Below are 12,690 nucleotides of genomic sequence, written 5' to 3'. Positions count from 1 at the left end.
CGGCAGGGGCATCGTCTTTGCCGACCGGATCAGGATTTCTGCATGACCTCACCCATAAGTTCGCCCGAAACGTCGGCCAAGACGTCCTCCACCACCGCCGCAGCCGCTTCCCCTCTGCGCCGCGCGACCGGCCCGGACGACCTGCTGCGCCCCGAGGACATCACCGGCATGTCCGGGCTGGACTTCATGCAGGGCATTCTCGCAGGTCGCCTGCCCGGTCCGCCCATTGGCGAGACACTGGGCTACCACCTGCACAGCGTCGAGGCAGGCAAAGTGGTGTTTCGCGGCACCCCGGAATTTGCTGTGACCAATCCAATGGGCACGGTCCACGGCGGCTGGTACGGCACCCTGCTGGACAGCGCCATGGCCTGCGCAGTGATGACCCGCGTACCGAAGGGAGCAGCCTATACCACGCTGGAATTCAAGGTAAATATCCTGCGTTCCATCCCACTCGGCACTGAAATCGAATGTATCGGGATGACCGACCATGTCGGGCGCTCGACCGGTGTCGCCCATGGTGAGTTGCGCGGGCTTGCGGATGGCCGCCTCTATGCCACCGGCTCCACAACCTGCATCGTGATGCAGATCACCGCCGGCTAGGCGCCGAAGCGCTTCCCCTCCGGTGCAGGCGCTGCTTGGAGTTCGGAAACTCCCCCAAAGATCGCTCCCAGAGGGAGCGCGCCGGGCTCTTATGGCCAACGCATAAAAAATCAAGCAATGTCTGTAAAGCGTGTTGGGCGTTTGATCTTTGCCGCCGCGAAGATGTTTTGTGCCGCAAGAATCATTTATTTTTCAGTTCGATAGTTTTGGAGGTTAAGAGCGCTTGCAGTCCTGATTGATTGCCACAACTTTGCAACCTTAGTTGCATCGACCATTTGGCTGAAAAGCAATCATCAGGTTTCTCGTGCGGCTTTCGATCTTGTGAGCCGCATAATGCGATCTGAAACCTCATCCTCTTTAGATTGCGCCATCCTGGTGCGCCCCCACATCAAGCCTGCACAGATAAAATACCAACGAAAGAACCATGGGGCGAAGAGCACCAACACTCCGATGCCCAGAACCATGTTGACGATTGCTCCGAAAATACCCGTTTTCTCAAGCAGGAGGACGGACAGAATGCCAACAGGGATCATGGGTAAAAAGAACCAAATCCAGAGCGTTCCGAAGGCGAATATAGCCAGGAGAGGCACTCTCCTTGCGACCTTGAGCACCCAAGCCTCGTGGCGCACAAAACGTAACTTCACCCAAAGAGGCAATTTCCGAACAAGAAATGCGTCATGTTCTTCTATTGTGTTCAGCTCAGTCATGTAGTCACAATTTTCCCCTTAATAACAAGTCACATAGCAGGCTTTCGCCCTGCGCGCAGCATCCTTTTACATGCGCGTATCCCTTTGTCTTTCAACACATCTCTGAATCAATCAGCGTCATATCCGCGGTCCCCAAGCAGCCGGTCGGCATCAGGCAGGCTGCTCAGCGATGCCCGTGCGCCAATGTAGTCGCTGACCTGACCGGCCGTGACGAACAGGTTGAGCGGTCGGCCCTGGCTATCGCGGATGGCATGCAGCTTGGTGTTCATGCCACCCGTGGTCCGACCAATCAGACGTCGACGCCCCCCTTTTTGACGCCCATGCTGGTCGCTGTCCGGTGGGCCTTCAGATACGTCGCGTCCACTGCCCGGCAGTTGATTACGCAGCAATCAATGAGAGGGGATCATCACGGTCTTCTGTTCGCCATCCTCGGCGGCCAAGCCGACCATCATCCGAGCGAAAATGCCCTTGTCGCTCCACCGCTTCCAACGGTTGTAGAGGGTGTTCTGCGGGCCATATGCTGTAGGCGCATCGCGCCATCGTAAGCCACTGCGATTAATGAAGATAATCCCACTCAGCACCGGCCCGTCATCAACGCGTGGTTCGCCGTGGGACTTCGGAGAATAAGGCTCACGGCGCGCCACCTGCGCGTCCCTCAGCCAGAAAAGATCAGACATGTTCACCGCTCGTTTTCGAACCGTGAACCATCCAGCCAAGCGGAAATCAATGGGGCCTGACCCTAGCTAGCGGATACCATTTGCTTCCTGCAGTTCCCGCACATAGCGGATGATGCCACTGACGTCGCCATCAGTAAGCCCCTGCTGCGGCGGCATGCTGCCAAAATCCCAGTGGTGTGCCCGCACTCCGTTGCGGACGGCGAGCAGGAAGGCAGCGTCACCATGGTGAGATGGTTCATAGATGTTATGGACCAGCGGCGGCCCAATCCCGTTTCGTCCTGCGGCATTCGTACCATGGCACTCGGCGCAGACCGCATCAAAGGCGCGTTTGCCGATTGCTGCAGTCTGGCTCAAGTCGTGCGGCAGCTGAACGTCCGTAAGGGGGGCACCGTATTCCAAAACGGAACCCTGCAGGGCCGCATCGTTTCCGCCAGCGCTGCGAAGTACGAAATAGGTCGCTCCCGCTGCACAGGTCGCAGCAACAATGATCGTGGTGATTTTGTTCATGAGAAGTTCTTTCATCTTTGGAAGTCAGGCGCTGGTCTCAGTATCCCGCCGGAAAGCGCCGCGAAGGCGCGAATTTCCTGGTAGCGGATCCGCACATCCTCGCTTTGCTGGTAGAAACGGAACAGATCCTTCAGCAGTGAGGAAAACTCCTTGTGTGCCGATAGCATCGCCACAAGCGCACCCAGCGAGACGCGCTCCTGCAAAACAAAATAGCCGCCCAGGGAATAGAACAGGAACGGGGTCAAGGCTGTCAGGAAGTTGTTGATGGCCTTGGCAAGGAACTTCAGCCGGTGGATCTGCAGTCGCAGATCCTGCAGTTGGCGGAAGCTCTGCGCAACCGGCAGAACGCCGGAGCCCAACTCCCGCAGTTGCAAGTCCAGATGGCCACCAAGCAGGCGCATCTCGCGGATTCGTTTGCGGGATACCGCATTTACCCGCCGCTGCAGTCGCGGCACGATGATCAGTTGCAAAGGGAGCACTGTGAGCGCAGCAGCCGCGAGGATCGGATCCTGCACGAACATGAACAGAAGGATTGTCGCGAGGGTTCCGCCTTGAAGCAGCGGGACTGCCAGCAGTTCGGAGGCAAAGCCGCCGACAGGCTCAACCTCGGGACCAAGTACTGGCATGATGGCAGCCTGGCGCTGCGCGGGGTGCTTTCGTCGCCACTGGCGGTAGACTGCAAGGCGGAGCCGGCGCACGAAGCTCTCGGCGACCCGACCCTTGCAGATGTTCAGCCAGTATTTATTGAGGCCGTTGAGCGATATAACCGCCAGATAGGCGCCGCAAAGCACAAACAGCAGCGAGATTTGCGGGAGGTCATATCCCAGGACCGCAACCGTCCCGTCTTGGCTTTCAAAAACACGGTTCACGATCTGCTTGGGCAGTTCAAGTGTCAGGTAGAGGGTGGGCATGGCGGTCAGGCTCAGCACAACCAGGACTGCCTGCTGCCGTCCGGTGGCGGTCAGGATATGGCGCGGAAGACTGGCCCGAATTCCGGCTGCCTGCCCCGGTATCGCTTCATCAGGTGACACGACGGTCCGAAGATGCCTGCGCAGCAGCAAGGCCGCCTGAACCGCCAAGGTTGCTGCCAGCAGTGCCGGGGCGAGAACCAGCACCAGATGCATCACCGGATGCAGCCAGGCCGGCGCGCTGCTGTCATAGCTGAAGCCAAGTGCCGCCGCTGCATCATGCGCTAGACTGTGAAATTTGGGCATAGAATTCTCTGCTGGAAAACACGGGAAGCGGGATGGCCCGCCTCCCGCCTAACTTAGTTCAGGGCCGTCACGGTAAGCTTGCCCTGGATCCGCTCGGCAACGAACTCGATGGCATCGCCAACCTCGAGCTGGTCCAGCATCGCCTGATCCGCTACCCGAAACACCATGGTCATCGCGGGCATCTCCAGGTTCACCAGTTCCTCATGGATGATGGTAACCTTGCCAGATTTGGTATCGAGCTTTTTTACCGTGCCCTTGGTGAAGCTACCTGCGCTATCAGCCAGCACGGCAACCGGCCCGTGCATGCCCGATTCATAATGACCAGGGATCAGGCATGCGAACTCGAATGTGCCTGCATTGGAGAAGGTCCAGATGACCTCTCCGCTTGCACCCGGATCTAGGCGCACCGAGTTCGGATCATCATGTTCCATCTCCATTTCGGCCATCATCGCCTTGTGCCGAACATTACGCTCTGCCGTATCCAGCACAAACTCATGCTCCAGCTCACCGGCGTTGGTAATCACAAATTTCACCGTCTCATTCTTAACAAAAGAAAAGCTGGAAGGCTCAAACAGCATCTCCCCGTCATCGGTTTCCATCATGGTGACGGCGACCTCGCGGTCCGTGCGGGACAGGTCGCCGGGCTTGCCAACTTCCATACCGCCATCATGGCCGCCGCCGTGTGTTCCATCGGCAAAGACCGGAGCTGCGGGAAGTAGGCAAAGAAGGGCGGTGTAAAGAGCTTTGTTCATGTTTGTTTCCTTATTAGGTTTGGTTAAGGTCAAGGGCTGGTCAGCCCTTGACGGGTGGTTTGGGGGTAATGCGCGTCTGTGCGTCTTCGACGCGGGCAGTCTCCGGGAGCTGTCCGGTCCACTCATAGGCCTGGGTGCCGGGCGGGTTCTCGTACCAGCCGGGATCGCTGTAGTCGTCTGCGCCGATGCCCTCGCGCACCTTCACGACCGAGAACATGCCGCCCATTTCCAGCGGCCCGTAAGGCCCCCAACCGGCCATCATCGGCACGGTGTTGTCGGGCAGCGGCATCGACATCTCACCCATATCCGCCATGCCTGAGGTGCCCATCGGCATGTATTCTGGCTGCAGCTTGCGGATCTGACCGGTCAGCTTGCGCTTGTCGGCCCCGATGAAGGTCGGAATGTCGTGGCCCATGGCGTTCATCGTGTGGTGGGACTTGTGGCAGTGGATCGCCCAGTCGCCCGGATGCACCGCGTCGAACTCATAGGCACGCATGGCGCCGACGGGAATGTCGATCGACACCTCCGGCCAGCGGGCGCTTTCCGGAACCCAGCCGCCGTCGGTACAAGTGACCTCAAAGTCGTAGCCGTGCATGTGGATCGGATGGTTGGTCATGGTCAGGTTGCCGGTCCTGACCCGCACCCGGTCGCCCTGATTGACCACCAGCGGGTCGATGTCCGGGAAGATCCGGCTGTTCCAGCACCACAAGTTGAAATCCGTCATCTCCATCACCCGCGGCACATAAGAGCCGGGGTCGATGTCGAAGGCGTTCAGCATGATCAGGAAATCACGGTCGACGGGCATGAAGGCGGGGTCCTTGGGATGCACGATGAACATCCCCATCATGCCCATCGCCATCTGCACCATCTCATCGCCATGCGGGTGGTACATGAAGGTGCCGGATTTGATCAGGTCGAACTCATAGACAAAGGTCTTGCCGGGCGGGATGCCGGGATGGCTGAGGCCCGCAACCCCGTCCATACCGGAAGGCAGGATCAGCCCGTGCCAATGTACCGTGGTATGCTCCGGCAGCTTGTTGGTGACGAAGATCCGCACCCGGTCGCCCTCCACCGCCTCGATGGTGGGGCCGATGGACTGGCCGTTGTAACCCCACAGGTGGGCGATCATGCCGTCGGCCAGCTCGCGCTCGACCGGCTCGGCCACCAGGTGGAATTCCTTCACTCCGTTGTTCATCCGGAACGGCAGCGTCCAGCCGTTCAGGGTGACCACCGGGTTGTAGTCCGGCCCGGTGGTTGGGGCCAGCGGCGGCTGGGTTGCCGCGCTGTCCATCCTGGCGGCCTCGGGCAGGCCCATGTTCGCGGTCTTGCCCCAAGCCTGGCTGGACACCAGCGCAGCCCCCGCCGCGCCAACTCCAAGCATTTGACGTCTGTTCATCATGTCATTTGATCCTTTCAATGGCCTGCGCCGCCGCCAGCAGCGATCTCGGCGCTGCCGCCCTGCGGAGCGGACCCCGTGCCGCCGCCATAGATCGCGGCACCTACATTGGCCTGCGCCAGCCAGAAATCGCGCTTGGCGTTGGCCGCTTCCAGCGAGCCCGCCAGCTTTTCGCGCACGTCTGTCAGCAGTTCGAAGGTGCTGGTGATCATGCCGTTGTAGCTGAGCAGCCCTTCCTCCTCGATTGTCCGGCGCAGCGGCACCAGCACGTCGCGGTAGTGGCGCGCAATCTCGTAAGAGGAGTGATAGGCCAGCTCTGCGCTGCGGGCTTCTGAGCGGACAGTGACCGCCCGTTCCGCCAGCGCATTGGCCGCCTGCATGTAGGACAGCTCCGCCTTACGCATCCGCGCCTTGCCGGTGTCGAAAACCGGGATGGCGAACTCCAGTTCCAGCTGCGGCAGGGTTTCGGTGTCTGTCACCCCGTCCTCCCACTCGCGCTCGGACTCCACCCCGGCAATCAGTTCCAGGTCAGTGACCAGCCGGGTCCGGTCTGTCAGGCCAAAAGCCCGGGCCTGCGCTTCCAGCCCCAGCTTGGCCACCTGCAGGTCTACCCGGTTCTGCAGCGCTGCCTTTTCGATTGCCGACACTTTGCTCAGCGATTTGGGCAGCGGCGGCAGCGCATCGGGCACATAGTAATCGGCATCGCTGCCCCACAACCCCATCAGCCGGGTCAGCTCCTCCTTGGCAAGCTTTGCCTCCAGCCGGGCGCGGGCCACCTGCCCTGCAAGCTCCGCGTTAAAGGCGAATTCCCGCGCTTGGCTCGCCTTGTTCAGCGCGCCGGTCCTACCCAGCTGGCTGGCCAGCTCTGCCCCCGCCGCTGCTGTCTCGCCAGCCTGGCGCAGATAGCTCAGCCGCTCAAAGGCTGCCACGGCATTGATCCAGGCCAGCCGGGTCTGCCCCGCCAATGCCAGCGTATCGTTCACCGCATTCAGCTGCGCCTGCTGAAACTGCGTCTCAGCCACGGCGATGCGCTGCTTGCGGGTCTTCACGTCCAGCAGGTTCACGGCGATGGTGGATTCCAGAGCCCGGTACAGGCCCAGTTCCGGCGCGCCGATCCCCATCAAGCCGATCGAGACCACCGGGTTCTCCGGCGTCATCTGCTGCCAGGCCTCCGCCGCCGACAGCCCGACTGCGGCATAAGACGCCTGCAGGCCTTTATTGTTCAAAAGCGCCGCCTGCACCGCGGTATCAGCAGAGATTGTCTTGCCCTGCACCAACTGCCGGACTTCTTTCGCCAGCGCCTCGTTCTGGGCCTGTGTCTGGGCAAAGGCGGTACGCTTGCCGATTGCGGCCGCGGTTTGGCTGGCGACCTCCTGAAACCCGGCCTGCGGGCTGGTATATTTTTCCGGCACCGCCGCCGAACAGGCGGCCAGCACCAGGGGCGACGCCAAAAGAACGCGCCAAGTTTTCACTGTCATCAGTGGTTCTCCTGCTGCTGCCCGTTGACACCGCGCCAGGACGCAGGGCCGCGGGGCGTGTGGTTTTCAAATCCCCTGAAAGGGGACTGGTAATTCAGGGACCGGTAGGGGCCGGAGGGCGCGGCGGCACGTTGCAAGTCTGCGGTATCGGGCAGCGCCGCCGGTGACTTGGCGCACGCCCCCAGCAGCAGGGCGCCCGCCCCGGCCAGTAAGAGAGATTTCATGTGTTTTTCCTGAGAAATATCTGCGCGGCTCCTGCATGGATGTGCAGGAGTGATTAGCGGCCGTTAAAAACGGTTCAGATGTTTCAGGCTTTCGGAGGACGCAGCAGGGAGTTAAGTTGCTGGGACGGCAGCTGCGAAGCTGCTTGCCGCCAGCGCACTGGGCGCTTGAGGGCGATTTCCGCCGACTCCAGGGAGATCACGCCAACCGCCATACAGGCGCCTAGGCAACAGTTTCCAGTGTCGGCAGCATTTTGCGACGCCTCCTGGGGATCATGCGCCCCGGCCGTGGAAACGTCTTGCGCCGCGGCGATCACGGCAACGTCGCCGTGGTTGCTAGCACTTTGCGCAGTCAGCGTATTGCCGTGGTGCCCCGCGACAGTATGCGCGGCGGATGGCAGCGAAAAACCCAGCACAATGATCACTGCACATGTAGCAGTCACCCTGATCAGCCGAAGAATATGTGCCATAAACGCCATGCGGTTATTTCTTCCGAAAGGACCCGACCGCGTCAAGGCGGCAATCATGCGTCGGGAGCACAAATCAGCGCTTTTAAGAGGTCTTTTCCGTCAATCCAGAGGATGGATTCCCGAGCTTCGGAAAAAGCCACAAACCTTCCAGCGCAGGAAGGGCGCTGCAGTTCACGGTGATGATTCGGTCTCTGAATTAGTCGATAAAGTCACAGTCCAGTACCCCAATGGATACTCAGCTAAGGGAAGGACGCAGCCCAAAGCTGTCGTAGATATGTGGTGCCGCGCCAAGGATGCTGCTGGTGCGAAACTCCATGGTCATTTCCCCGGACGCGGACGCTCGGCAGAGCCAAGTTGCTTCATGGGATGCTGCGGGTTGCACCGGAGGCAGCGGAGCGCAAAACCAGCCGTTCGCGAAAGGTGCTCCAGACGAACAGTTTGAGCCCAACGTGTAGGGATGCTGCGGGGCGACGAATGACAGGTTGGCCGTCGGCAGCCTAAAACATGCTAAAACCAAACGAGGTTTTGCCACAGGGTTGTGGCGCGAGATTTTCCCGAGACTTCGGGCTTCAGGCTGTGCGTGGCAAAAGGGCCGTTTCTTGCGCCTGGCGGCTTGCAGGGGGATAATGTTCAAACGCTTACCGGTTCAAACACCTTTGCCCGCGTCGAAAATCCGCGCCACATTTGCAGATGGTTGCACTCCGCGTTTCCATTGGCTCGGCGGAACGCCGGTCTCTCGTACAAATTCCCGATTGAAGTTCGATTTGGTGTTGAAACCGCTGTCCAGCATCGCATCGGTGACGGTTGCACCATCCTCGATAAGCTTGCAGGCATGACGAATGCGCCAGCTATTGATGTAGCGAGAGACATTGGCACCGGTCGCGCGGTTGACGGCCATCGAAAGGCGCTTCTCCGGCAGATGCAAGCGGCGCGAAAGCCGCGACAAGCTCAGGTTGGGATCAAGATGCATGGGCTCGCGCCTCAAAAACGTCTCAAGCACTTCCAGGATTTCGATGTCCTCTTTACTCGTCTCTCTGGGGCGTGGAGCTGGCTCATCTGGGTCTTCGCCAACCACACCCGCTGCAGAGGGGCTGCCACTGAGCAACCCCAAAAGCACAAGCACCAGAGACGAAGAGAAGGTGATCAGCCATCCAGCCCATTTTTCGTTGCCCGTCATGAAGGCGACCGCGATGAGAACGTCGCTGAGGGCGGAAGCAATCAACGCCCAGCCCAGGACCTGCCAAAGAACCTTAGGGACTCGCCCGGCGTCCAGCCGGGCAAGGGGCATGTCTGTGGCGCTGTGCAACAGATATAGGATCGCGCAGCCATAGCCCGTAAAGACTAGCGGCACGACGATATCCGTCGTCTCGGGCGCGAAGACACGACAGAACAGTGTAAATGACGGGGCCGCGCCGTGCAGCACGGTTTGACGCAGCGATATCCGGCTGATCAGGGCATCCTGCAATGTGATCCAGGCGAGCGGCGGGATGACCGTGGCACTGACTGGCAAAATGGGTCTGAGCCACGCAATGTCGTAGCCCAGAACCAGAGCGACCAGAAGAGATTGAACCGCGCAGGCGGTAAGGAAGGCGACAAGCAGCGGCCTGCCCTCTGACATAAAGGTGCGAGCGGCAAGATAGGCGAGGACAATGGCTGCAAAAGCAGGGATCGGGAGCATGGGCATGCCACGACTATTGTCCAAAATCCGGATTGTGACGACCTGAATCCCGAAAATAGGACGCGATAAACTGCCGTTGTCCGCACATCAATTGGCATGCGTTCAAAAACGGAGGTTCCCATGAAACGCCTTGCCCTTCTCACCATGCTTGGATTGCCAATCGCGGCTCCGGTTGCGGCGGATATGCTGCCCGGTTACGACCGGTTCGATCTGACAGCCGACCACCGCGCCAGCCCCATCGCCGCCTCGATTTGGTATCCGGCAGCGAACCCCACATATCGCGCGCCTGTCGGCGATGGTCCGATCTTCGACCCGACCTTCGCGTTCATTGGCCCCGCCATTGCACAGGGAGAGCATCCGCTTGTACTTTTGTCCCATGGATCAGGCGGTAATTCCGATAGCCTGGGATGGCTGACAAGCGGCCTTGTCGCGAACGGGGCAATTGTTTTGGCGGTGAACCATCCGGGATCCACAAGCGGCGATAGTTCCCCTCGCCGATCGGTTGATCTGGGCGCGCGCGCAAATGACCTGACGGCCGCGCTCGACATGATCCTCGCTGACCCTGCTTTTGCGCCATTCATCGATCCAGATCGGATTGGCGTCGTCGGATTCTCCTTGGGCGGGACCACCGCTCTCGGGATGGCCGGCGTCCGCTTCGATGGTGCTGCGCAAGACACGAATTGCAGCACTGGTCCCGATGCTGCTGATTGCGTTTTCTTCCGCCGTGGCGGAGTACGGTTTGCCGACTACCCCGGTTTCGAAGCGGATGCACGCGACCCGCGCATCTCACGGGCCGTGATTGTCGACCCCGGCTTTGGCGGTGCCGCTGATCCAGGGACGCTCCAGGGCGCTTTGGCGGGGATTACTCTCATCAACCTGGGTGATGCAGACAGACTCGGAGCTGTTGACGTGGGACCGGATGGAAATGACCTCGCGAACAGGTTGCCCGATGCAACATACGTTGAGATTGCAGCGGCAAACCACTTCACGTTCCTCGGCACCTGCAAACCTGGTGCCGCCGCGTTGCTTGAAGAGGAGCAGGACGACCCGATCTGCACGGACCCGAAAGGCGCGGATCGCACCACTGCGCACTTGCAGCTGATTGACGCAATTACGTTTGGTCTTGAGCTCTAAGAGAGGCTCTCGCTCGATCCATCAATAAAAAAGAGTGCGGCTTCCAATTAACAGCGCCGAAGGCAGCACTCTTTGCCAAGACTCAACAGTTTCTAACACCGGCGAAAAGGACCGGTTTCGACGCCGCTAAATCATCAAAACTGATCCTGGCGCAGCCGCAGCGAAAGCCCGTTTTATCAATATTTTTCCATTTGGATCAGTTGGTTAGGCTCGTGTCATGCGGTGTGGACCGCGTTAACCAATCTGACACGGTGGAAGCCACGGGATGGAAGCGCCGTGCCATGGGGAAAGCGCAGACATCGATCCATAATATCGGTCAGAGTTTCGCGGGTTTTTCTGAGTTTGGAGGCTCCGCGCCGGTGCCTTTGGCATGGGGTTGGTCTCGTTTATCGGCCTTACTGCGTCGGTTTGGCCCCCGTTGCGACGCATGGATTGCATTGGGGCAAAGCCTCTTTGCGACCGGCACCTGCCAGGAAGCCGTAATGGCGCATGCGATGGAACCGGTTTGGCAGGACGTGCATCAGGAAGCGGCGGATGAACTCATACGTATTGAGCCGCATTGTCTTCATGCGATCCCCACTATTGATCCGGTAGTGTGTCCATTTGAAGGACACGGTGTTTGCATCAGCGCTGACCAGGCGGTGGTTGGAGATGGCGATGCCGTGGGTTTAGCGGGACAGGTATGCCAGTACGGTGAGATCACCAGAGAACCTCAGTTGTCCTGCGCGGTGCAGGGCCATCAGGCCTTCGACAGACACCCGCCGGGACAGCCGCGACAGCATGCGCACATGCAGAACAAACCCAGGTTTGCAGGCAACCCACAGGGTGCCGTCCGGCGGCAGGCCGCCACCCGGGACGATCATGAGGATGTGGGGATGATGGGGCCACGCCGGAGGCGTGCTTTCAGCACGACGCCGATCCCCAGGTGTGCAGCACGCTGGTCAAGCCGACACGGGCGCCGAGCGCTTCCGTGCGACGGATCTCGATGGCCGACGTGAGGCGCAGTTGGCTGCGCTGAAGGCGCGATGCAATTGCCGCGGTGAGAGCGGGTTGATCCGGGGCTTTCCGGGAAAGAGCCAGCCATCCGGTGGAGCCTCACGCCAAGAGTCACGCAGAAGCTCCAGCAATCCGGGCGACAGCATTACCTTGCGAGCCTTGCCGCCCTTGCCCTTCTCGACGTGGATCAACATCCGATCGCTGTCGATATCCGTGACCTTGAGATTGCAATTCTTCCGACGCGCGCACCCCTGTACCGTAGGAAATACTGAGCGCCGCTAGATACTTAAGCCGAGGGCCGGGCGCGACCCTGAGTATCTCGAACACCTCTTCGGCGCTGAACACCACCGGAAGCTTGCGCGGTTCCGTGCGAAAGTGCAGGCAATCCTTCATCGCGGGCTGTTTACACGTCGTCTCGAAAAAGAACCGCAAACCCACAAGCCCCGCATTGTTGGTCGACGGGGTGACATTCGTGTTCACCATATGCAGCTGGTAAGCGCGCAGGTCTTCGGGCGTTGCAGTATCCGGCGATCGGCCAAGAAAATCGAACGGCCCGGATGTGCGCCTTCTGCGAACTCTCCCCGAGCCCTTTGATCCGCATATCTTCGATCATCCGCTCTCGAAGCGGTGTCAACTTCATGTCCGCCATGGGAAACTCCCTGTCTGTTGATTGAGAGACCCCAATCGTCAGACAGACACGCCCATTCCCAAAATCTCAGTCGTCAGATCATCCCGCAACGGTATCACCGAGCGCCCCTGCCGCCGTCGCGGCTTCGTCCCCGTCCTGCGCTCCGGACCGTTGCACGCTCGTGGTGAAGGGCCGGACTGGGTCCGAAATCCTGGCTGTTTGGGCGATCGAG

The 12,690-nt window shown here is 60.0% G+C and carries 13 protein-coding genes and 2 pseudogenes; 2 read left to right on the top strand and 13 right to left on the bottom strand.

The features are described from left to right. Window positions 1–42 precede the first annotated feature (42 nt). A complete protein-coding gene (locus VWY34_RS10145) occupies window positions 43–600 on the top strand; it encodes a hotdog fold thioesterase (RefSeq protein ID WP_416536274.1) in 558 nt (185 codons plus the stop codon). A 293-nt stretch (window positions 601–893) separates the two neighbouring features. Here VWY34_RS10145 and VWY34_RS10140 read toward each other — a convergent pair whose 3' ends face one another. From VWY34_RS10140 to VWY34_RS10095, 10 genes and pseudogenes are all read right to left on the bottom strand, one after another. Further along, window positions 894–1,307, bottom strand: a complete 414-nt coding sequence (locus tag VWY34_RS10140) for a hypothetical protein (protein WP_416537353.1) — start codon at window positions 1,305–1,307, stop codon at window positions 894–896. A gap of 110 nt (window positions 1,308–1,417) precedes the next feature. Beyond that, window positions 1,418–1,984 (bottom strand): annotated as a pseudogene (locus VWY34_RS10135) (IS5 family transposase); the annotation flags it as partial. 66 nt (window positions 1,985–2,050) lie between these two features. Continuing rightward, complete coding sequence (locus VWY34_RS10130; RefSeq protein WP_340545238.1) at window positions 2,051–2,491, bottom strand: c-type cytochrome; 441 nt, start codon at window positions 2,489–2,491, stop codon at window positions 2,051–2,053. Window positions 2,492–2,502: 11 nt separating this feature from the next. After that, a complete protein-coding gene (locus VWY34_RS10125; protein WP_416544761.1) occupies window positions 2,503–3,705 on the bottom strand; it encodes an ABC transporter ATP-binding protein in 1,203 nt (400 codons plus the stop codon). 53 nt (window positions 3,706–3,758) lie between these two features. After that, a complete protein-coding gene (locus tag VWY34_RS10120) occupies window positions 3,759–4,457 on the bottom strand; it encodes a copper-binding protein (protein WP_416536278.1) in 699 nt (232 codons plus the stop codon). A 40-nt stretch (window positions 4,458–4,497) separates the two neighbouring features. Further along, window positions 4,498–5,856, bottom strand: coding sequence for a multicopper oxidase family protein (locus VWY34_RS10115; protein WP_416544760.1), 1,359 nt, complete (start codon window positions 5,854–5,856; stop codon window positions 4,498–4,500). A gap of 14 nt (window positions 5,857–5,870) precedes the next feature. Next, complete coding sequence (locus VWY34_RS10110; protein ID WP_416544759.1) at window positions 5,871–7,331, bottom strand: TolC family protein; 1,461 nt, start codon at window positions 7,329–7,331, stop codon at window positions 5,871–5,873. After that, window positions 7,331–7,555, bottom strand: a complete 225-nt coding sequence (locus tag VWY34_RS10105; protein WP_260084249.1) for a hypothetical protein — start codon at window positions 7,553–7,555, stop codon at window positions 7,331–7,333. Before VWY34_RS10105 ends, VWY34_RS10110 begins: the two co-directional genes overlap by 1 nt. 83 nt (window positions 7,556–7,638) lie before the next feature. After that, complete coding sequence (locus tag VWY34_RS10100; protein WP_260108715.1) at window positions 7,639–8,031, bottom strand: hypothetical protein; 393 nt, start codon at window positions 8,029–8,031, stop codon at window positions 7,639–7,641. Between the two features lie 637 nt (window positions 8,032–8,668). Beyond that, window positions 8,669–9,706 carry a helix-turn-helix domain-containing protein gene (locus VWY34_RS10095; protein ID WP_416542892.1) on the bottom strand — a complete coding sequence of 346 codons (1,038 nt, stop codon included), beginning with the start codon at window positions 9,704–9,706 and terminating at the stop codon, window positions 8,669–8,671. Window positions 9,707–9,883: 177 nt separating this feature from the next. Here VWY34_RS10095 and VWY34_RS10090 point away from each other — a divergent pair, with 177 nt between their 5' ends. After that, the gene (locus tag VWY34_RS10090; RefSeq protein ID WP_416548940.1) at window positions 9,884–10,834 is read left to right on the top strand and encodes an alpha/beta hydrolase family protein; all 951 of its coding nucleotides are present in this window, start codon (window positions 9,884–9,886) and stop codon (window positions 10,832–10,834) included. 443 nt (window positions 10,835–11,277) lie between these two features. Here VWY34_RS10090 and VWY34_RS10085 read toward each other — a convergent pair. The 3 genes and pseudogenes from VWY34_RS10085 to VWY34_RS10075 all read right to left on the bottom strand — a co-directional run. Next, window positions 11,278–11,797, bottom strand: a pseudogene (locus VWY34_RS10085) (transposase); the annotation flags it as partial. Next, window positions 11,776–12,024, bottom strand: a complete 249-nt coding sequence (locus tag VWY34_RS10080; RefSeq protein WP_416544757.1) for a hypothetical protein — start codon at window positions 12,022–12,024, stop codon at window positions 11,776–11,778. The pseudogene VWY34_RS10085 and the gene VWY34_RS10080, both read right to left, overlap by 22 nt. Continuing rightward, a complete protein-coding gene (locus VWY34_RS10075; RefSeq protein WP_416544779.1) occupies window positions 11,942–12,319 on the bottom strand; it encodes a hypothetical protein in 378 nt (125 codons plus the stop codon). Before VWY34_RS10075 ends, VWY34_RS10080 begins: the two co-directional genes overlap by 83 nt. Window positions 12,320–12,690: the final 371 nt, after the last annotated feature.

Source organism: Phaeobacter sp. JH20_02 (genome assembly GCF_048056915.1).
Lineage (GTDB): Bacteria > Pseudomonadota > Alphaproteobacteria > Rhodobacterales > Rhodobacteraceae > Phaeobacter > Phaeobacter bryozoorum.
The sequence above is the reverse complement of the archived record's forward strand: the minus strand, read 5'-3'. Positions and strand labels throughout refer to the sequence as shown.